The 19,896-nt window shown below is 70.0% G+C and carries 22 protein-coding genes; 11 read left to right on the top strand and 11 right to left on the bottom strand.

Annotated features, from left to right (window positions below; all coding sequences use genetic code 11):
• Nucleotide 1: 1 nt before the first annotated feature.
• Genes RS883_RS07135 through RS883_RS07145 form a run of 3 tightly spaced genes read right to left on the bottom strand, consistent with a single transcriptional unit; the run spans nt 2 to nt 2,750 of the window.
• On the bottom strand, nt 2-958 hold the full coding sequence (locus RS883_RS07135; protein ID WP_315764228.1) for a MoxR family ATPase: 957 nt from the start codon (nt 956-958) through the stop codon (nt 2-4).
• The gene (locus RS883_RS07140) at nt 955-2,133 is read right to left on the bottom strand and encodes a hypothetical protein (protein ID WP_315764230.1); all 1,179 of its coding nucleotides are present in this window, start codon (nt 2,131-2,133) and stop codon (nt 955-957) included. The genes RS883_RS07135 and RS883_RS07140 overlap by 4 nt, the downstream gene beginning before the upstream one ends.
• Entirely contained in the window at nt 2,130-2,750 is a 621-nt protein-coding gene (locus RS883_RS07145) for a hypothetical protein (protein WP_315764233.1), read from the bottom strand. The genes RS883_RS07140 and RS883_RS07145 overlap by 4 nt, the downstream gene beginning before the upstream one ends.
• A 99-nt stretch (nt 2,751-2,849) precedes the next feature.
• Between RS883_RS07145 and RS883_RS07150 the strand changes: the two genes are divergently transcribed.
• The 5 genes from RS883_RS07150 to RS883_RS07170 all read left to right on the top strand — a co-directional run bounded on the left by RS883_RS07150 (nt 2,850) and on the right by RS883_RS07170 (nt 7,507).
• The gene (locus RS883_RS07150) at nt 2,850-3,647 is read left to right on the top strand and encodes a hypothetical protein (RefSeq protein ID WP_315764236.1); all 798 of its coding nucleotides are present in this window, start codon (nt 2,850-2,852) and stop codon (nt 3,645-3,647) included.
• 32 nt (nt 3,648-3,679) lie between these two features.
• On the top strand, nt 3,680-5,092 hold the full coding sequence (locus RS883_RS07155; RefSeq protein ID WP_315764238.1) for an amidohydrolase: 1,413 nt from the start codon (nt 3,680-3,682) through the stop codon (nt 5,090-5,092).
• Nucleotides 5,092-6,399, top strand: coding sequence for an amidohydrolase family protein (locus tag RS883_RS07160; protein WP_315764241.1), 1,308 nt, complete (start codon nt 5,092-5,094; stop codon nt 6,397-6,399). The genes RS883_RS07155 and RS883_RS07160 overlap by 1 nt, the downstream gene beginning before the upstream one ends.
• Before the next feature lie 119 nt (nt 6,400-6,518).
• Nucleotides 6,519-7,166 (top strand): TetR/AcrR family transcriptional regulator, encoded by a 648-nt coding sequence (locus RS883_RS07165; protein WP_315764244.1) that lies wholly within the window; start codon nt 6,519-6,521, stop codon nt 7,164-7,166.
• Complete coding sequence (locus tag RS883_RS07170; RefSeq protein ID WP_315764246.1) at nt 7,163-7,507, top strand: hypothetical protein; 345 nt, start codon at nt 7,163-7,165, stop codon at nt 7,505-7,507. Before RS883_RS07165 ends, RS883_RS07170 begins: the two co-directional genes overlap by 4 nt.
• A gap of 136 nt (nt 7,508-7,643) precedes the next feature.
• Here the strand turns inward: RS883_RS07170 and RS883_RS07175 are convergent, their stop codons facing one another.
• Nucleotides 7,644-10,118 (bottom strand): PhoX family protein, encoded by a 2,475-nt coding sequence (locus tag RS883_RS07175; RefSeq protein ID WP_315764249.1) that lies wholly within the window; start codon nt 10,116-10,118, stop codon nt 7,644-7,646.
• Between the two features lie 180 nt (nt 10,119-10,298).
• Here RS883_RS07175 and RS883_RS07180 point away from each other — a divergent pair, with 180 nt between their 5' ends.
• From RS883_RS07180 to RS883_RS07190, 3 genes are read left to right on the top strand one after another with little or no spacing between them, the layout of a single operon-like run.
• Nucleotides 10,299-10,796, top strand: a complete 498-nt coding sequence (locus RS883_RS07180; protein ID WP_315764252.1) for a hypothetical protein — start codon at nt 10,299-10,301, stop codon at nt 10,794-10,796.
• Nucleotides 10,793-11,245: a hypothetical protein gene (locus RS883_RS07185; RefSeq protein WP_315764255.1), complete on the top strand. Its 453-nt coding sequence runs from the start codon at nt 10,793-10,795 to the stop codon at nt 11,243-11,245. The genes RS883_RS07180 and RS883_RS07185 overlap by 4 nt, the downstream gene beginning before the upstream one ends.
• Nucleotides 11,242-11,634 carry a hypothetical protein gene (locus RS883_RS07190; RefSeq protein WP_315764258.1) on the top strand — a complete coding sequence of 131 codons (393 nt, stop codon included), beginning with the start codon at nt 11,242-11,244 and terminating at the stop codon, nt 11,632-11,634. Before RS883_RS07185 ends, RS883_RS07190 begins: the two co-directional genes overlap by 4 nt.
• A gap of 40 nt (nt 11,635-11,674) precedes the next feature.
• On the opposite strand, the gene RS883_RS07195 is transcribed toward RS883_RS07190, so the two are convergent.
• From RS883_RS07195 to gspG, 7 genes are all read right to left on the bottom strand, one after another.
• Nucleotides 11,675-11,992 (bottom strand): HPF/RaiA family ribosome-associated protein, encoded by a 318-nt coding sequence (locus RS883_RS07195; protein WP_315764261.1) that lies wholly within the window; start codon nt 11,990-11,992, stop codon nt 11,675-11,677.
• Nucleotides 11,992-12,201 (bottom strand): hypothetical protein, encoded by a 210-nt coding sequence (locus RS883_RS07200; protein ID WP_315764264.1) that lies wholly within the window; start codon nt 12,199-12,201, stop codon nt 11,992-11,994. Before RS883_RS07200 ends, RS883_RS07195 begins: the two co-directional genes overlap by 1 nt.
• 93 nt (nt 12,202-12,294) lie before the next feature.
• Nucleotides 12,295-14,379, bottom strand: coding sequence for a type II secretion system secretin GspD (gene gspD / locus RS883_RS07205; RefSeq protein ID WP_315764267.1), 2,085 nt, complete (start codon nt 14,377-14,379; stop codon nt 12,295-12,297).
• A gap of 10 nt (nt 14,380-14,389) precedes the next feature.
• Nucleotides 14,390-15,070 carry a type II secretion system protein N gene (locus RS883_RS07210; RefSeq protein WP_315764270.1) on the bottom strand — a complete coding sequence of 227 codons (681 nt, stop codon included), beginning with the start codon at nt 15,068-15,070 and terminating at the stop codon, nt 14,390-14,392.
• Entirely contained in the window at nt 15,067-15,582 is a 516-nt protein-coding gene (gene gspI, locus RS883_RS07215) for a type II secretion system minor pseudopilin GspI (protein ID WP_315764273.1), read from the bottom strand. The genes RS883_RS07210 and gspI overlap by 4 nt, the downstream gene beginning before the upstream one ends.
• A gap of 41 nt (nt 15,583-15,623) precedes the next feature.
• The gene (locus RS883_RS07220) at nt 15,624-16,049 is read right to left on the bottom strand and encodes a prepilin-type N-terminal cleavage/methylation domain-containing protein (RefSeq protein WP_315764276.1); all 426 of its coding nucleotides are present in this window, start codon (nt 16,047-16,049) and stop codon (nt 15,624-15,626) included.
• A gap of 294 nt (nt 16,050-16,343) precedes the next feature.
• The gene (gspG, locus tag RS883_RS07225) at nt 16,344-16,820 is read right to left on the bottom strand and encodes a type II secretion system major pseudopilin GspG (RefSeq protein WP_315764279.1); all 477 of its coding nucleotides are present in this window, start codon (nt 16,818-16,820) and stop codon (nt 16,344-16,346) included.
• 33 nt (nt 16,821-16,853) lie between these two features.
• Here gspG and gspL point away from each other — a divergent pair, with 33 nt between their 5' ends.
• Genes gspL through gspE form a run of 3 tightly spaced genes read left to right on the top strand, consistent with a single transcriptional unit; the run spans nt 16,854 to nt 19,851 of the window.
• Complete coding sequence (gspL, locus tag RS883_RS07230) at nt 16,854-17,906, top strand: type II secretion system protein GspL (protein WP_315764282.1); 1,053 nt, start codon at nt 16,854-16,856, stop codon at nt 17,904-17,906.
• Entirely contained in the window at nt 17,903-18,397 is a 495-nt protein-coding gene (gspM, locus tag RS883_RS07235) for a type II secretion system protein GspM (protein ID WP_315764285.1), read from the top strand. The genes gspL and gspM overlap by 4 nt, the downstream gene beginning before the upstream one ends.
• Nucleotides 18,394-19,851, top strand: coding sequence for a type II secretion system ATPase GspE (gspE, locus tag RS883_RS07240; protein WP_315764288.1), 1,458 nt, complete (start codon nt 18,394-18,396; stop codon nt 19,849-19,851). Before gspM ends, gspE begins: the two co-directional genes overlap by 4 nt.
• The last annotated feature ends 45 nt before the right edge of the window (nt 19,852-19,896 follow it).

Here is a 19,896-nt window from a genome sequence, read left to right on the forward strand (position 1 = left end):
ATCAACGCGGCGCCTCGACGCTCTCGATCAGCTCGGCGACGACCTGATCGACGCGGCGGCCGTCGATCTCGGCGGCGGGGGACAGGATCAGGCGGTGGCGAAGCAGGGGGGCGGCGAGCGCCTTGACGTCGTCGGGGATGACATAGTCGCGCCCGTCGAGCGCCGCGGCGGCGCGCGCGGCACTGGCGAGCGCGGAGGCAGCGCGGGGGCTGGCGCCGCTTGCCAGGTCGCCATGCGCGCGGGTCGCGCGGACCAGCGCGACGACATAGTCGATGATCGGCTCGACCAGCCCGACACCCCGCACCGTCTCGATCGCGGCGGCCAGCGCGGCGGCGTCGGCGACCTGGGCCACGCCCTGTTCGGCGGCGCGCGGCACGCCGCCCGCGGCGCCGTACTGCCCGACGATCGCCCGCTCGGCGGCTTCGCTCGGATAATCGATATCGATCTTGAACAGGAAGCGGTCGAGCTGCGCCTCCGGCAGCGGATAGACGCCCTGCTGCTCGATCGGGTTCTGCGTCGCGACGACGGTGAAGCGGTCGGACAGCCGCTCGGTCCGCCCGTCGAGCGTGATCGCGCGCTCCTGCATCGCCTCGAGCAGCGCGGCCTGCGTCTTGGGCGGGGTGCGGTTGATTTCGTCGGCGAGCAGCAGCTCGCAGAACACCGGCCCCTTGGTGAGGGCAAAGGCGCTGGTCTGGAAGTTGAACAGGTTGGCGCCGACGATGTCGCCGGGCATCAGGTCGGGGGTGAACTGGATGCGCCCGAAATCGAGGCCGAGCGTCCGCGCGAAGCTTTGTGCGAGCAGCGTCTTGGCGGTGCCCGGCGGCCCTTCGAGCAGGACGTGCCCGCCCGACAGCAGGGCGACGAGCAGCAGGCGCACCGTCGGCGACTGGTCGACCACCGCCTTTGCCACTTCGCCGTCGATCGCGCGGCCAAGTGCCGCCACTTCGTCGAGGGTCATGCCTTCTCCTTGGTAAAATCGTCGAGCGCCGCGGCGGCGGCAGCCAAAGTCGTGTCGTCGTGCGCGTCGGCGGCGGCGCGGTACCGCTCGGCAAAGCCGGGCCGCCGCGCCTCCAGCCAGTCGGTCAGCGCCGCGCCGGTCAGCCCCGCCGGTGCATGCAGCCGCGTGCCCAGCCGCTCGGCACGCATGGCGGCGAACCGCTCGCCGCCCGCGCTCGACCGACCCGCGCGGCGGGTGAGCATGATAATCGTCTCGATCAGCGCCGCCTTGCCGAACGGGATCGCGCGCGCGTCGCGGCGCGGCGGGCCGAAGCGCGCGGCGCTCGCCCAGCCGGCTAGAATCGCGGCCGCGAGCAGCGCGATCGTCACCGCGACGAAGGGCGGCGTCAGCATCAGCTTGACAAGGTTGCGGTCGCCCGCGCGGTAATGGAGCGTCAGGTCGAAGGCGACGGCGTCGAGCTGATCGTCGTTCATCGCCTTGATCGCGGCGACGATCGCGCGCGCATTGCGCGGATCGCGCAGGCCGTAATTGTTGGCGAGGTCGGGATCGGCGAGGAGCCAGACTTTCTGAGACGGAAGCTTGCCCAGGATCGCGCCCCGGCCGGTCACACTAATCCACGGTTCGACACCCTTGGCGATCACCTGTGGCTGCTCGATCGGGGCGAGCGGCCAGCCGGGCGCCACCGGACGGCGGACCTGCGATCCGTCGCGATTGACCTCGAGCTGACCGACCTGGCTGAGCATCGTGTCCAGCGTCAGCACGCCCATGTCGCCCTGCACACGCCGCTCGCGAGTCGGCGAGAAGCCATCTCGCTCGGTCTGCCATTTGGGCAGGATGATGAGCAGCGGCTTCGCATCGCGGCGCCTGACCAGGTCTGCGAGGTCGGCGGGCCGGGTTTGCGCGTCGGGCGTGGCGATCACCAGCGTGTCGGAAGTGAGGGCGTCGTTGTCGCGGGCCAGGGTCACGGTCGTGCCGGGCAACTTGGCGAGAAGGTCGTGGAGCGCCTGGAACCCCGTCGCGCCCTTGGCCGTGGCGCCGGGCACGCGCGTCATGCGTTGTTCGATCTCCTGACCGAATCCCACCATCACGAGGAGCGCGAGCAGCAGCACCGCGCCGAGCCCGGCAAGGATCACGCCGCCGCGCGTCGTGAAGGGAGTGGGATTGCCGTCGCTCAAAGCGCGAACGCTCGATAGGCGTCGCGCGCCGTTTGCCAATCCTCGGGCCCGAGCGGGCGGGCGGCAAAGATGCCGCGTTCGGTCAGCGCCACCAAGCGGGAGAAGACGCCGCGCGCCGCAGCCGGGATCGCCGGGACGCCGGCGATGTCGCGCGCGGTCAGCGAGGGGCGGACGAGGCCCGCGCGCCACGCCTCGATATCCTCGATCGACCGGTGGAGGAGAAGCTGGACCGCCGCCTCGAACCGGCCAGCAGCCGCCAGCGCCTCCGCCTCCGCGAGGAGCGCGCGGGCAGCGGCCTGGGTGGGCTGCCATGCCGGCTCCGCCTCGCTCGGGCGGCGGGCGAGGCGGTTCCGCAGCCAGTCGCGGATGGGCGCGAAGAAGCTGGCCACCAGCACGATCAGGATGAGCGCGACCAGCACCCAGAACACGCCCTGCCAGAACGGGCCCAGCGCACGAAAGAAACGGTCGATGCCCGCCGCAAGCGAGCGCATCCATTCGGGCGTCTGCTGCTCCGCCTCGACCACGCGCCAGGGAAAGTCGAACTGGATCGAGGGATCGGCGCGCACCGCCTTGTGCGCGGCGTCGACGGCGTCGGTGTCGATCGTCGTCGCTGGCACCCGTCACCCCCCAAAGCGTCCGCCGCAACCCAAGCAATTCGGTCGTTTACACGCAAGCCGTTTCGATCCACCTTTTGTCCAAGAACAAAGGGGTTTCGCGTGTTTTCGGTCGTTGGCCTGACCTTCCTGCTGATCGCGGGCGTGTTTGCGGGTGCCATCGTCATGGCACTGCGCGGCGGCGCGGGGTTCGAGCTGTCGCGCGTGATCGGCGATGCGGGGACGGCGATCGGCCGGGCGCCGCTAATCTTTGCGGGCCTGGGCGTGGCGGCGACCGGCGTGCCGGGCCTTCTCGCCGTGTTGGGGGCGGTCGGTTCACCCGATCTGCCGATGCTGGCGACGTGGCCGACCGCATTCGGTCTCGGCCTCATCGCCTTCGCCTGGTACCAGCTTTGCACGATGGCGATGGTCGTCGCGACGCTGGAAGCGCTGGACGGCCGGGTGCGGATCGCCACCGTGCTGGCCCGGTCGTTGCCGGTCGTGCCGCAGGCGATGCTGACAAGCGTGCTCTACTGGGCGGCGGTATTCGCGGGCTTCGTGTTCTTCGTCGTGCCCGGCGCGATCCTCGCCTGCGTTTGGATGCTCGTGCTGCCGGTGTTGGCGGAGGAGCGGCCGTCGCCGTTTGCCGTATTCGGCCGCGCGGCGCGATTGAGCCGCGGCGTACGCTGGCAGCTGTTCCTGCTTGCGGCGATCGGCTTCGTGTTCGGCACGGTGGTGCAGGGGCTGCTGGGCGGGCTGGCGGCGCTGCTGGGCGGCGGCTGGATGTCGCAGGCGGCGTTCGTGCTTCTAAGCTCGCTCTTGTCGGTACTGCCGCCCGCGCTCGTCGCCAGCGCCTATCGCCAGCGCGTGGCCGCGATCGAGGGCCCTCGACGCCGCGAGCTCGAGGAAATATTCGCGTGATAACAACGATATCGAAGATCAGGGAGATACCAGTGAAGCGAACATTGCTGCTCGGCGCCGCCGCGGCGCTGCTGGCGGGTTGCGCCGCGCAAGGGGGCGGGGAGACCAAGTCGGCCTCGACCAAGGCGCCGGGACCGGGCCTCAACAAGGGCTATTCGCACGACCCGTTCCCATCAACCTATCGCGCCTATCCCGGCCGGCCGACGCTCATCACCAACGTGACCGTGCTCGATGGCGAGGGCGGGCGGATCGAGGGCGGGCAGGTGTTGTTCCGCGACGGCAGGATCGTCGCCGTCGGCCAGACCCTGGACCCCGCGGGCGCCGATGTCATCGATGGCCAGGGCAAGTGGGTGACGCCCGGCGTCATCGACATTCACAGCCATCTCGGCGACTATCCCAGCCCCGGCGTCGACGCGCATTCGGACGGCAACGAGGCCACTGCGCCGATCACGGCCGAGGTTTGGGCGGAGCATTCGGTCTGGCCGCAGGACCCCGGCTTCAGCCGCGCGCTCGCTAATGGCGGCGTGACGACGCTGCAGATCCTGCCCGGCTCCGCCAACCTGATGGGCGGGCGGTCGGTCGTGCTCAAGAACGTCTATGCCCGGACGATGCAGGGGATGAAGTTCCCCGGCGCGCCCTATGGCCTCAAGATGGCGTGCGGCGAGAACCCCAAGCGCGTCTATGGCGGCAAGGGGCGGATGCCCTCGACCCGGATGGGCAATGTCGCGGTCAACCGCGCGACCTGGGCCAAGGCGGCCGACTATCGCCGCAAGTGGGACAAATATGAGAATGACGGCGGCGATGCGCCGACGCGCGACATTCAGCTCGATACGCTGCGCGGCGTGCTGTCGGGCGAGATCCTGGTCCACAACCACTGCTATCGCGCCGACGAGATGGCCATCGTCATGGATATGGCCAAGGAGTTCGGATACCAGGTCTCGACCTTTCACCACGCGGTCGAGAGCTACAAGATCGCCGACTTGCTGAAGGCGAACAACGTCTGCTCAGCGGTTTGGGCCGACTGGTACGGCTTCAAGATGGAAAGCTATGACGCGGTGAACGAAAACCTCGCGATCCTCGACAAGGAGGGCGCGTGCGTCATGATCCATTCGGACGACGCCAACGGCATCCAGCGGCTGAACCAGGAAGTGGCCAAGGCGATGGCGGCGGGCCGGCGCGCGGGGATGGAGATCAGCCCCGAGCATGCCTGGACCTGGCTGTCGCTCAATCCCGCCCGCGCCCTCGGCATCGCCGACCGGACGGGGAGCCTCAAGCCCGGCAAGATGGCCGACGTGGTGCTTTGGAACGGCAATCCCTTCAGCGTCTACACCCGGCCCGAGCGCGTGTGGGTCGACGGCGCGCTGATGTACGACATGAACAATCCCAAGCTGCGCCCGGTGTCCGACTTCGAGCTCGGCCAGCCCGGCGAAGGAGACGTGAAGTGATGCGCGGCCTGAAAGCAATTGCGGTGCTGATGGCGAGCGCCGCCGCGCTGCCAGCCGCCGCGCAGGACGTGGTCATCACCAATGCCAAGGTCGTCGTCGGCGACGGGTCGGAGCCGATCGAGGGCGGCACCGTGGTCATCCGCGGCGGGCGCGTCGTCTCGGCGGGCCGCGGCGGCGCGGCGCCGGCGGGCGCGCGAACGATTGATGCGGGCGGGCGCTGGGTGACGCCGGGCATCGTCGCGGGCTTCACGCGAATGGGCGTGGTCGAGGTCGACGGCGTTCGCGATACCGACGACTCCTCGGCCGCAAATTCGGTCTTCAACGCCGCGCTCGACATCGCGCCGGCGGTCAATCCGAAGGCGAGCCCGATCGCGATCAACCGGGCGGAGGGGATCACCCGCGCCGTCGTCGCGCCGGCGGCGCGCGGGTCGATCTTTGCCGGCCAAGGTGCGGTCATCGACCTGGGCGCGGACATGGACGCGCTGACCCGGCCGCGCGCCTTTCAGTTCATGGAATGGGGCGAGACCGGCGCGCAGCGTGCCGGCGGCAGCCGCGCGGCGGCGATGACGACCCTGCGCAATGCGCTGTTCGAGGCGCAGGCCTATCGCCGCAATCCGTCATCCTATGAGGATCGCGGCAAGGACGCGCTGCTGACGCGCGCCGATGCGGCGGCGTTGGTGCCGGTGCTGGCGGGGCAGATGCCACTCCTCATCCATGTCGAGCGGGCGTCGGACATCCTGACGCTCATCGAGCTCAAGCGCGAGTTCGCCGCGCTCAAGATCGTGCTCGTCGGTGCGACCGAAGGCTGGACGGTGGCGCGAGAGATCGCGGCGGCGGGCATGCCCGTCATCGCCTCGGCGCTGGCTGACCTGCCGATCAGCTTCGAGCAGCTCGCCGCCACCCAGTCGAACATCGGCCGCCTTCGCGCGGCGGGCGTGACCGTCGGCATCGGGTCGATCAACGACGACGAAGCGCGGCAGGCGCGGCTGGTGAAGCAATATGCCGGCAACCTGGTGGCGCTGTCCAAGGTGCCGGGCGCCGCTGGCCTCACCTGGGGTCAGGCGTTCGCGACGATCAGTTCGCTACCGGCCGAAGCGATCGGCATGGGGGGCGAGATCGGCTCGCTTCGCCCGGGACGCCACGGCGACGTGGTGATCTGGGACGGCGATCCGCTGGAGATCGGGTCGGCGGCGACGTCGGTGTTCGTCGACGGGGTCGAGCAGCCGCTCGTCAACCGCCAGACGAGACTTCGCGACCGCTATCTTGACCCCAAGGAGGGAACGATGCCCAAGGCCTATCAGTATTAGGTCGAGCGCCTATATGGGACCGGAACGGGCGCTCCAATTGACGGCGCGCCCGTCCGGTAAGGCGAGTTTGATGGTGAAGGGCGATTGCATTGGTTGAAGCGGCGGGTTGCTATGCGGCGATGCGCGCGCGGGTCGGGCCGGGACGGCCGCGCGACCCGGCCAAGAACGATGCGATCGTCGCCGCCGCGCGCGACAGCTTTCTGGAAAAGGGTTTCCACGCCTCGACGATCGAGGACATCGCCGCGCGCGCCAGCGTGTCGAAGGTGACGCTCTACAACCGGTTCGGCGACAAGGAAGCGTTGTTCGACGCGATGGTCCGCGGCGAGGTCGCGCGGATGGACGCGCTGTTCGCACTGACCCCGGACGGTGAGCCGACGCTGGTCGAGCGGCTGACGCAGATTGGCACGGCGATGCTGGAGCTGATGTTCGAACCCGATCACGTCCGCTTCGACCGGCTGATCGCCGGCGAGATCGCGCAAAGCCCCAAGCTTGCCCGTCGGTTCTTCGACGCGGCGCCCGGCCAGTGCCAGCAGGCGCTCGCCGCGATCCTGGAGGATGCGGCGCGGCGCGGCGAGATCGTGGTCGACGATCCCAAATGCGCGGCGGAGGACCTGGTCGCGCTGTGGAAGGGGTTCTGCGACTTCAAGCTCAAGCTGGGCCTGATCGACCCGCCGTCGCCAGAGGCGATCGTCGCGCGCGCGGCGCGCGGGACGCAGGTATTCTTGCGGGCCTATGCGCCTGGCAGCGGTGATGGAGGCGATCGATGATGCGGGCAGTGCTGATGCTGGCAGGGCTGGGGCTGTTGTCGGCGTGCGGCGGCGGTGCCAGCGCGCCGGCACCCGCGGTCAACGAGACGACGACGAACGAGGCCGCGCTCAACTATCAGGCGGCGGTGCTCGACTTGTCGCCCGGCCAGCGGAACGTCGTGATGATCCGCGCAATCCAGGATGCCGGCATCACCTGCAACCATGTGACCGAAAGCGCACCGGCCAAGGGCGAGGGGCTGACGTTCCGCGCCAAGTGCGACGACGGCGCGAGCCACGTCGTGTCGATCGCCGCCGACGGGAATGCCAAGGTCATCAGCGCGGGTTCGGCGCCGAAGCGGTAAGATCGCTTGTTGTTAGTGGGGCGGAAGCACAAGATGAACGGCGACTAGGATAGCGCCACACGACCGCTCAACAACGTCGCGCAAAAAAAAGGGGAAGGCCGAAGCCTTCCCCTTTCTCGTGTCCGGCGTCGGTCGATCAGAGACCGATGATGCCGCCGTCGTTCTTGCGGATCACGACCACTGCCGAGCGGGGGCGCGTGGTCGCGGGCAGGGTGGTCGAGCCGCCCTGGCTGTCCGGCCACTTGCTGGTCGGCGCGGCGGGCGTGCCGTTCTCGCCCGGATGCTGGATGCCGACGAACAGCGTGCGGCCGTCGGGGGTCGAGTCAACGCCGGTGATCTCGCACTCGATCGGGCCGACCAGGAAGCGGCGCAGGTTGGTGCCCGGCGCCGCGCCGATGCGCGTCACGACCTGAGACGTCGTGCCGTCCGCGGCGGTGTTGGTGACCGTGCGCGTGCCGCCGTCGCCGACCCGGCCGGGGAAGGCCGCCAGCATCTGATTGTTGGTGACGTCGGTAAAGGCGCCGTCGTCGGTCTGGATCCACAAGAGCGGATTGACCTGGCCCGACGCGTTCGACGCGCGACCGAACCACAGGCCGTCGGGGCTGGACAGGTCGTTGTCGGCAGTCAGGCCCGACAGGTTGATGTTGGTGGCATCCAGGTCGGAACCGGCCGCGAACAGGTAGATATCCCAGGTGAACGCCGTCGCCTCGGTCGTGTCGCCGCTCTCACGCAGGCGCAGGATGTGGCCATTGCGGTTGCCGCGCGAGGTGCTGGGCGGATCGATATACGCACGCGGGTTGGCCGCATCCGCGGTCGCCGCGGTGCGCGACGAGTTGTTGGTGAGCGTCAGGTACATCTCGCCGTTCACCGGATTGACCGCGGTCCATTCCGGACGGTCCATCCGCGTCGCGCCCTGCACGTCGGCGGCAAGGCGGGCGTGCGTCAGCACGTCGGCCTGGTCGGCAAAGGCATAGGTCGCGTTGGTGCTGGTGACGTTGCCCTGGCCGAACACCAGCGGCAGCCACTGGCCCGAACCATCGGCATTGAACTTCGCGACGTAAAGCGTGCCGCTGTCCAGATACTTGTCGCCGATCGACAAGCGGTCGGTGGCAGTGGCATCGGCCGCGACCCACGGCGTCGCCGACACGAACTTGTAGAGATACTCGTTCTGCGCGTCGTCGCCCATGTAGAAGGCAGGCTTGCGACCCGCGACGAATGGACCCGGCCAGCAACCCTCGTGGTTCATGCGGCCGAGCGCGGTGCGCTTCCGCGGCGCGCGGGCGCGGTCATAGGGGTCGATCTCGACCACCCAGCCATATTGGTTGGGCTCGTTGCGATAGTCGGCACTGGCCGACGAACCGGTCGCCTGCGCATCCCACTTGCGGAAGATAGTGCTGCTCGCGTCCGACGGCGTGACGCTGGCCCAGGCATAGTTGCCGTTGGCGTTGGTGACGCCGTAGCGGCTGAGCGCGGTCACTTCCTTGGCGGTGCGGCGGGCATTGTCCGCAGCAGGGGGGCGGCGGAAATAGCCGGCCCAATTCTCTTCGCAGGTCAGCAGCGTCGCCCAGGGCGTCGCGCCGTTCGCGCAATTATTGATCGTGCCGCGGCCCGCGGTCGCATCGGCCGAATAGGCGGTGACGAGCAGCGCGTTGCCGCGCGCCGGGCCGCGGATCTCGGTCGGCGTGTTGGGAGTGACGCGGCGGTTGAAGGTGCTGTCCTGGACGACCGCCCAGCCGCCGGTGCCCTGGACGAGCTCGACCGCGGAGACGCCGTGCGCCTCGATCTCCTTGATCGCCTCGCCCTCGGGGCGCGGACCCGACGACACGTTGGTCGGGCCGTTGGCGTGGAGATACTGGACGTTCAGGTTCTCGTGGTTCTGCATCAGCACGCCGCGCACGCTGCTGGTGTCGTCACGCGCGCCCGACGAGTTGAGGCCGAAATAGTAGAGCGCATCGCCATGGTCGCCGATGCGGTTGGCGAAGTTGGTGTCGGTGCCGTCGTTCTTGTACGCGGCAACGTCCTTGGCGATCGGGTCGCCCAGCTTGGTCAGCACGCCGAGCGAATAGCCGGTGGGAACGGTGACGACGTCGAGCTTGTTCTTGGCGACGGCGGTGAAGCCGAGCGCGGCGGGGGTGACGGTGACCGTCGTCTCGGCCGAGGCCTGGAGCCCGCCCTGATCGGTCGCGACATAGCGAAAGACGAGCGGGGTCGAGGTCGAGACCGCCGGCGCGGTGAAGGTCGCGCTTGCGGTGTTGGCGCCGGTCAGCGTGACCGTGGGGCCCGACACCTGCGTCCAGGCCGAGGTGACGATGCCGCCGTCATCGGTAACGGTGCTGGTCAGCGTGACGGTACGGCCCGAGGAGGACGAACCGCTGGAGCCCGCGGTCACGACCGGCGGGGCGTTGCCGTCGCCATCGTCGTTGCTGTCGTCGCAGGCGGCGAGCACGGAGCCGCCGAACACCGCGATCGCCGCGGCCGACACGCCGCCCTTCAGCGTCTTGCGACGGGTATAGCGCGCGTCCACCAACTCGTTGAGCGACAGGTTGTTGGTGCGATTGGTGTCGATGTCGCCGTCGGTGTAACCCGACTCGAGTTCAAGCATGTCACTCATGTATCGATTCCCCATAGCGTCCTGACGGGCAGGCAAGCCCCCGGTCCCCTGTTCCCTCTGGCGGTGCCAGCTTACGCGCGCATGCACAATGCGTGACTGTTCGGCGTCGTTCGTGTGACGCGTTTACGACAGTGACGGAGACGCTGGTCTGAACCCGTGAACCGTAATAGGCGCGCGCCGATGGAGCCCGAGAAACTGCCCCGCGCCGACCCGGCGCCAAGCCTGGCCGACCGGCTGGGAACGGCGGCGCGGCGCGGTGAGGACACGGGCCGGCAGGGTGCGCGCATCGGCTGGCTGCTGGCGGTGCTGCTGCCGGCGGGGCCGGTACTGACGATGCTGGGCGCGGACTGGTTGGCGGTGCGCGAGCGGGCGGCGGCGGCGGTGCAGACCGGCGGGGAGGCGAGCCGGGCGGAGCGGCACTCGCTCGCGCGGCTGGGCGGATCGGGCTTCGCGCCGGTCCTCGACGGCGTCGTGCGGGTGTTGGCGGCCGAGGATCGACTCGCCTCGCTGGCGGTGGTGCGCGACGAAGAGGGCGAGCGGCTGGGCGCCGAGATCGCCACTGCCGATCCCGATCGCCTGCGCGCCTCGCTCGCCCGGGCTGGCGCCGGCCGGTTTCGCGTCACCGGCGAGCGGCGAGGTGAGGGCGTGCTGATCGTCTCGGTGGAGGGACGGCCGTGACGCGCGCGGCGCTGATCGGCGGCGGGGTCGGCGCGGCGCTCGCGGCATTGGCGTGGCCGTCGGCGCGGGCGTCGCTTGATCGGCTCGATGCGGTTCGCGCAGGGGTGGCGGAGGACCGCGCTCAGGCGGCGCCGGTCGATACGGTACCGAATGCGGCGTGGCGGTTGCGCGCGGGATCGGCGCCGTCGGCGCTCGCGTCCGTCGCGCAGCGGGTGCGGCAGGCAGCGTCGGGCAACGGGGTTCTGGTCGAGCGAGAGGCGGCCGCTGACCCGATCGGGCCGGGCGTCGCGCAGATCGACCTGACCCTGTCGGGGCCGGAAAAGGCGGTGCTCGCGATCGCCGATCGCGTCGAACGGGAGGGGGCGGGCGCGCGCTGGCAGTCGTGGCGGCTCCAGCCGGCGCCGGGCGGTGTGCGGCTAAGCGGTAGCGTCGCGGTCGCGTGGCGATGAAGCGACTCGCCATCCTGCTGGTGGTGATCGCGCTGGGGTTGCCGGCGTTGTTGCTCGGCACGCGAATGGGCGGCGCGGCCGACGTCATGGTCGAGCCCGCGGAGCCGATCGAGTTTCGCACCCCGCCGCCGCTCGCCGCGGCGCTGGAGCGGCCTTTGTTCGAGGGCGAGGGCGCCGCACCGCTCCCCGCCGATGCGCCCGAGTTGATCGGCATCGCCGGCCGGCTCGATCGCGATGCGGTGGCGATGGTGCGCGGGCGTGACGGCACGGTGCGGACATTGAAGCCGGGCGAAGGGATCGACGGCTGGCAGCTGCGCAGCCTGGCCATCGACGCGGCCTATTTCACGCGTGGCGGGCAGTCGGCGCGCGTCGCGATGCCGGGCGAATAGCCGCTCCGCGGCGACATGGATGCCGCCGCGGAGCGGGTTTTCAGCGTACCTTGTCCTGCTTGGCGAACCGGCGGTCGAGAAGATCGACCGCCTTGCGCAGCGCGCCGCTCACTGCGGTATCGGCATCGGCACCGCTGTCGGTGGTGGCGAGCGGCTGTCCGCCCGCCGGGCGCAGCTCGACGCTCGCCTCGATCCCGCGGCCGCCATTGCGATGGCCGTCGACATCGCGAACATGCACTTCGGCGCGGGTGAGGCGATCGGCGAAGCGAGTGAGCCGCGAGCGCAGCCTATCCTCGATCTGCGCGGCGATGTCAGCGGTGCCTTCGACACGCTTTCCGGTGTTGACCTGGACCAGCATCAGCGCGTCCTCCGGCTACGCTCGAGGACGGGGCGGTGCCCTTCCGCATCGAAGGCACCCGATGGCGGTTGATCCTCGAACGGGATCGACCGGATGCCCTGATCGGCATGGTCGTCGTTTTCGGGATGATGCGGGCTGTCGGCGTTCGCCTGCTTGAGGCGCAGCGCCTCTTCGGTCAGGGCACGCTGATCGCGCGGTTCGGTCGCCATGAGGGGTCTCCTTTCCGGCGGCATCGATCGACGGTGATCGGCCTTCACATGGGTCAATGCGTGAAGGCGCTGATGTCTCCCGACTTTCTCGACCTAGTAGATCCCGTCGATCTCCACGGTCAGGCGCGGCGCGGGCGGGTTGAGGAGGAGGCTGTTGCGATCGGCGAGGCCCGCCTCGATCCCGCGCAGTCGCTGATAGCGCTCGGCGGCGGCGGCGGCGGTGGCGTCGGGATCGCGCAGGATCGTCGGCTTGAGAAAGATGAACAGCGTTCGCTTCTGGCGCTGCTCCTGGCGCGACTTGAACAGCTCGCCGACCAGCGGGATGTCGCCGAGGATCGGCACCTGGCTGCGCGCGCGGATATAATCGTCGTTGATGAGCCCGCCGAGCACGATCGTGCGGCCGTTGTCAGCCAGCACCGTCGTGTTGATCGCACGGCGATTGGTGATGAGGTCGGCCGCCTGGTTGAGCTGCGTCGTCGCGATCGTCGAGGCTTCCTGGCTTACCTCCAGCCGGATCGTGTCGCCCGCGTTGACGCGCGGCAGGACGCGGAGGGTAATGCCCACGTCCTTGCGCTCGATCGAGGTATAGGGCGCGGCGCCATTGTTGTTGGTGAGCACCGATCCGGTCACGAACGGCACTTCCTGCGCCACCACGAACTCACCCACCTTGTTGTCGAGCACCGTCACCGATGGCGTCGAGAGCAGGTTTGCCTTGGTCGAGGTGCCGAGCGCCTGGACGAGAATCGAGAAGTCGTTGCCGAACGCGATATTGCCGGTCAGGCCGCCGGTCAGTAGCGCACCTGCGGGCACGCCTAAGGTCTGGAGGATCGTCCCCAGCGACACCCCTGCGCCCGGCGAACCGAAGCTGGTCGCCACTCCCTCAACCTGGTCGAGCACGGTGCCCGCGCTGCCGATCTGCACCGCCAGCCGCTCGGCCTCGTCGCCGGTGATCTCGGCGATCGCGGCTTCCAGCAGCACCTGCGGACGGCGGACGTCGAGGTCGGCAATCAGCGTGTCCATCCCCGCCATCGCGCTCGGCGTGCCGCGCACGACGATGGCGTTGATGTCGGGGGCAGGCTGGACGGTAAGGTCGGGGGTGGAAAAGCCCTGCGGCGTCGCCTCGCGCTCGTTCTGGCCGACCGTCGAGATGGTCGAGCCGCCACCGGCGCTGCCGCCGTTCAGGCCGCCAACGGCGCCCAGCGCCTGCTGGTTGCTCTGGTTGACCAGGCCGGCGAGCGCCGCGGTCGGGCTGCGATTGGCGTTGGTGCCGAGGCCGCCGCGCGTGCCGCGCGACTGAAGGCTTCGCGCGACGGGGTTGGTCGCTTCCGCTTCCTGGCCCAGCACGCCGCGCATCACCTCCGTCACGCTTTCGGCATCGGCATAGTTGAGGCGGAAGACGCGGGTGATCGGCGTCGCGCCGCCCGGCGTGTCGAGCGACAGCGCGATCCGGCGCGCCTCCGCCACCGCCGAAGGGGTGCCGCGCACGACGACGACGTTGCTGCGCGGATCGCCCGCGACACGCGCGCCGCCCGCTTCGCGTTCGCCGAGCACCTGGCCGATCGCGGCGGCGACGTCCGCCGCCGAGCCGTTGCGCAAGGGGATGGTCGCGAAGCTCTGGCCGCCGCCGCCATCCAGGTTGCGCATCAGCGCCTCGATCCGACGGACATTGTCGGCATAGTCGGTGACGACAATCGCGTTGGGACTGGCGAGCGGCTCAACCGAGCCGAAGCTGGCGACCAGCGGCCGCGCGATCCGCGCCGCCTCGCCCGCGGGCACGTTCGACAGGCGGATCATCCGCGTGGTCAGTTCCTGGCCGGACGCGGAGCGGCGGACGCCGCCGTCGCGCACCGCATTGGCCGCGGGCACGATCCGCCACGCGCGGCCCGAACGCACCGCGGCAAAGCCATTGGCGCGCAGCACCGACTGGAAAAGCTCCCAAACGCCGTCGGGCGACAGCGGCTGGGCCGAGGTGACGGTGACGACGCCCTTGACCGCTGGATCCAGGATCAGCGTGCGGCCGGTCAGGCGCGAAATCTGGTCGGCGACATCGGCGATCTCGACCCCGCGCATGTTGACGACGATGTCGCCCGGCGCCTCCTGTGCGGACAGCGCGATCGGCTGCGCGGCGGTGGCGACGAGCGCGCAGGCGAGTAGGGTGCGGCGGAAAGCGTGGTTCACGGATACTTCTCTAGCGTAGCGGGACGGTGAGCGTCATCGGCTTGCCGTCGCGAAGAACCTGAAGTTGCGCCGAGCCGCTGGCCTGCGCCGCGGCGAACGCGGCCTGGTCGGCGGCACCGCGGCCGAGCGCCTGGCCGTTGACCGACTGGACAACGTCGCCCGGTCGCATCCCCGGCAGCGAGCCGCTGCCGATGCGATAGCCGCCATCGGTCGGCGTCGCATCAAGCCGCTGGAGCAGCGCGGCCGGATCGGGGAAGGCGAGGAACTCGACACGGCCGGCATTGTCGAGGAGGATGCGGTCGCGCTGGATCGACTGGATGGTCGCACCGCCGAGCGCCTCGCCGACGCGGACGGCGCGCGCGGTGCCGCCCGCCTCGCTGACATAGGCGACGGCGAAGCTCTGCGGGATCGCGAAGACCACGCCCTTCAGCACCAGCTGGATCGAGGTCGGGACTGCCTGTTCGGTCTGGGCCGCGCGGCCGAACGGGCTCCAGGCGAGCGCGGGCGATAGGTCCGGCGGCGGCACCGGGCGGCTGCCCGATGGAACGGTGATCGCGCCCTGCCCGGCATGACCCGCCAGCCGCCAGGTCAGGCCGGCGAGCGCGAACGCGACCGACACCACCATCACGCCCGTCACGAGATCGAGCGCAATTCGCTGTTGCCGGGGATTGAGGTCGAGCGCGCGCTTCATGCGCCTTCTGCGTCCACGAAACCGTCGAGCGATGCAAGCGGCGAGGCCTGCCGGGCGCCGCTTTCGAACACGTCGATGCGCACGCGGCGGATGGCGGGATCGTCGGTCGCGCGCTCGGCGACGGCGATGCGCCAGCGGCGGCCCATCATCTCGACCTCGTTCGCGCCGTCGATCCGCGCCTCGATCTCGGCGAGGCGGTTCTCGGCGACCCACATCGCCGCTTGCCGCCCCTCCATCGCGCGGGTCGAGTCGATGTGCGTTTCGACGGTGCGGACCAGCCCGACGGTGGCGATGGCGAGGATCGCGAGCGCGACGAGCGCCTCGATGAGGGAGAAGCCGGCGGTTGCGTCGTTCGGGGCACGTCCTTCGACAGGCTCAGGACGAACGGAGTGGGTGGGCCCCGAGCCCCCTCCATCGTTCGTCCTGAGCCTGTCGAAGGACGTGCCAAGAGCGATGCGGCGTGTGGCTGAACCACCCCCGTTCGTCCTGAGCTTGTCGAAGGACGTGTCCAAAACGCTGCGCCCAGTTTGGGGCCGAGGGAGAACGCGCACCCTCATGTTCCCGGCACCACGCGGGCGGTGAGGCCGTCATAGGCGACGCTGACCGACTGGCCGCGCTCGGCGATGACAGCGATCAGCGGCTTGCCCGACCCCTCGGGGCCGAGCACGACCGGCGGCTTGGCCGACAGCCGCATCGTCATGCCGCCGGGGAGCGGATGAAAGCCGAGCGCGTCGCCGCCCACCGGCTGCCACGTCTGGCCGTCGAAGCGCGCGAAGCCGTAGCCGGTCTTCTCAGCGGTGAAGGCGACGAGGGCGTCGCCGAGCATCGCGTCGTCGGCAGCGGCCTGAAGCCGTTCGGCAAGCCGCTGCGCCTCGCTCTGTACGGACGGCGCGCGAGTGGCGGCGCCGATTCCGAGCGTGACCGCACCGGCCGCGACCGCAATGATCGCGAGGACGATCAGCATCTCGATCAGGGTCATGCCGGATTGCCCCCCGGCCGACGCGCCACCGTGCTCCCGCGAAGGCGGGAGCCCAGGGCCAAGCAGGACCGGCCGCCATTGCGCTCTTGACCCAAGGCTCCCGCCTTCGCGGGAGCACGGGACCTTTCCTGCATGATCGTCACCCCGGACTTGTTCCGGGGTCCACCGGACCGCAAGTGCCGCGGCGGCCGGGTACGCGGCAAGGTGGACCCCGGAACAGGTCCGGGGTGACGAAGAAGGACGAGATGGGAGGCTCACGTCAGTGCCGCTGGCAAAGCGCGACCGCGCGCCGCATCACTTCTTGCCGTCGAGGTCCGCGTCTAGGCCCTCGCCGCCCGGCTTGCCGTCTTTGCCCAGCGACTTGAGCGTGAAGGTGCCGCCCTCCGCGCTATACTGATAGGGATTGCCCCAGGGGTCCGCCGGCACTTCGCCGAGATAGCCGTCGCCCGACCAGTTCGACGGGATCGGCGGGGTCGAGGGTTTTTCGGCCAGCGCCTTCAGCCCCTGCGCCGTCGTCGGATAGTCGCCATTGTCGAGGCGGTACATCTTGAGCGCGGCGGAGATGGTGCGGATGTCGGTGTTGGCGACGGTCACCCGCGCCTCGTCCGGGCGGCCGATGACGTTGGGGACGATCAGCGCGGCGACGAGCGCGATGATCGCCAGCACCACGATCATCTCGACGAGCGTCAGGCCCGCTTCGGTGTCCCGTGGAAGACGCGATTGCGCGGCGTCGTCGCGGCTGTCATGAAACTGTTTCAAAAGGATGTGCATCGCCGCCCCATGCGTCGCCAGAATGAAAGCAATGTGACAGCCGGCTCGGAGCCATCCTCGCTCATCATAGACGAGGCGGGCGGCGCGGCAACCATGCTGGTGCCGGGCGAGGCGGTGCGGCTGCTCGCCGTCGACCTGCCGCTGCCGAGCCGGGCCAAGCGACTGGAAGCCTTGCCCTTTGCCGTCGAGGAGCTGATCGCCGATCCGCTCGACGCGGTGCACCTGGCGCTCGGGTCCGAACTGTCGCCGCGCCGCTTCCTGGTCGGCGTGGTCCGCCATGCGCAGATGCAGGCTTGGATCGAGGAAGCCGCGCTCGCCGGTCATCCCGACGCCGCCTTCGTCCCCGACGCGCTCGCGCTGCCCCGGCCGGACGCGGGCGAGTGGGCGGTCGAGCTTGGCGAGACGCGCGCGGTGGTGCGGACTGGCGACGGTACTGGCTTTGCGATGCCCGCGCCGATGATCGCTGCGGCGTGGGAAGCCGCGGGACGCCCGCCGATCCGCAACTATGGCGCCCCTTTGCCTGAGGCGATGGCCGCGCTCCCTGCCGAGCTCGGCGAGCTGTCGCTGGCGCGGCGCATCGCGGAGCCGGCGCTCGATCTGCGTCAGGGCATTTACGGCCGCCGGCGGGCGGCGTCGCTGCCCGGCTGGGGACGGCGGCTGTTCTGGGTGGGGGCGATCGGGCTGACTGCGCATGTCGGCATCGCCGCCGCCGATACGATGATGCTGCGCGCGATCGCCGACCGGCGCGAGGACGATACGCGAATGCTTGTGGCCACGGCCTCGCCCGGAACGCCAACGACTGGCGACGACCTTGCCGGCACGGTCGCCGACTTGCTGCCCGAACCCAAGCGATACAGCGCGTTCCTGCCGCTATTGTCGCGCGTTTCGGCGACACTGGCGCCGCTCAACGGCCAGATGGCGGTGCGGGGCATCGGCTTTCGCGGCGACGCGCTGATGGTCGATCTGGAGCCGCTGCAACCGGGCTTGGCCGGGCGGCTGAGCGGGGCGATCAGCGACGCGCGCCTGTCGGGCGAGGTCACGACGCTGCCGAACGGCACGCTCCGCCTGACCGCGAGGGGTGCATGAGGATCGAGCTTCGCGACCCCCGGCTCGACGCCGCGATCGCCCGGTTCGAGGGCTGGTGGGCGACGCTCAGCCAGCGCGAGCGCGTGCTGCTGACGGTGCTGGGACTGCTGATCGCGGGCGCGGCGCTGGTCTATGGCGTAATCAAGCCGCTCCAGGCCGCACGGGCGGAGGCGCGCGCCGACATCCGCACCTATGAGACGCTGTCCGCGCGCATCCGCGCCGTGGGCAAGCTCCAGCCGCAGACCGCGCAGCGCCGCACCGGCAGCCCGGTGGAGATCGTCCAGGCAGCGGCGCAGGCACAGGCGCTGTCGGTCGCGGTCGAGCCGCAGGGCGGGGGCGTGCGTGCGGTCGTGAGCGAGGGTGACTACGCAAAGGTCGTCGGCTGGCTCGCCGACCTCAGCCGGTCCTCAACGCTGGCGGTCACGTCGGCGCGGATCGTTCGGCGGCCGAACGCGGGCATGGTCGAGGCGCAAGTGAGCTTCGCGCCATGACCGCGATGCTCCCCTATAGCTTCGCGCGCCGGCACGGCGTGGTGCTCCGCGAGAGCCCGGACGGTGCCGAATGTGTCCACCGCGCCGGCGTCGGCCTAGACGCACTGATTGAGGTGCAGCGGATCGCGCCGGCCGCGCGGCTGGTGCCGGTGGCGGACGAGGCGTTCGATGCGGCGCTCGGTGCCTCGTACGGCGACCGCGCGGCACAGGCGGCGGACTTCGAGATCGACGGCACCGACCTTGCCGCACTGGCCGACTCCGCCGCGGCGGTCGACGATCTGCTCGACACCCGCGACGATTCGCCCGTCATCCGCCTCATCAACGCGTTGCTGCTCGAGGCGATCAAGGAGGGCGCGTCCGACGTTCACGTCGAGACGCAGGAAAAGCGGCTCGTCGTGCGCTTCCGCATCGACGGCGTGCTGCGCGACGTGGTCGAGCCGCAGCGCGCGCTCGCGCCGCTCCTCGTCAGCCGCATCAAGGTGATGGCCAAGCTCGACATCGCGGAGAAGCGCGTGCCGCAGGATGGCCGCGTGACGCTGCGCGTCGGCGGTCACGATGTCGACGCGCGCGTCTCGACGATCCCGACCCAGCATGGCGAGCGCGTGGTGATGCGATTGCTGGAGCGCGGGTCGATGACGCTCGACCTCGGCTCGCTGGGCATGAGCGAGCGCGATCGCACCGTTTTCACGCGGCTGCTGGAGCGGCCCCACGGCATCCTCCTCGTCACCGGGCCGACCGGGTCCGGCAAGACGACGACGCTCTATACGGCGCTCACCCGGCTCAACGACCGGCGGCGCAACGTCATGACGGTCGAGGACCCGATCGAGTATGAGCTGTCGGGCATTGCCCAGACGCAGGTCAATCCGCGCACCGACATGACGTTCGCGCGCGGGCTGCGCGCGATCCTTCGCCAGGATCCCGACGTCATCATGGTGGGCGAGATCCGCGACCAGGAGACGGCGCAGGTCGCGGTGCGATCGGCGATGACGGGGCATTTCGTCCTCTCGACTCTCCACACCAATTCGGCGGTGGGATCGGTGACGCGGCTGATCGACATGGGTGTCGAGCGCTATCTGCTCGCGCCGATGGTGGTCGGGTTGTGTGCGCAGCGGCTGGTGCGGCGGCTGTGCCAGACGTGCCGGCGCGAGGAAGTGGTGAGCGAGGGCGACGTGGCGATGGTCGGCGGCGGCCTTCGCGTTGGCGAGCCGATCTGGCGCGCCGAGGGATGCGATGCCTGCCACGGCGACGGTTATCGCGGGCGGGCCGGCCTGTACGAGGTGGTGGCGATCGACGACCGCTTTCAGGCGATGATCCATGATGGCGCATCGGAGGCGGAACTCGAGCGGCATGCGCGGGCTGAGAACCCGTCGCTGCTGGACGACGGCATCGCCAAGCTGCGCGCAGGCCTGACGACGGTGGAGGAGGTCGCGCGGGTGACGCGCGAGGAGGCGTGACCTTGCATCTTCATCGTCACCCCGGACTTGTTCCGGGGTCCACCG

Source organism: Sphingomonas sp. Y38-1Y, from assembly GCF_032391395.1.
Lineage (GTDB): Bacteria > Pseudomonadota > Alphaproteobacteria > Sphingomonadales > Sphingomonadaceae > Sphingomonas.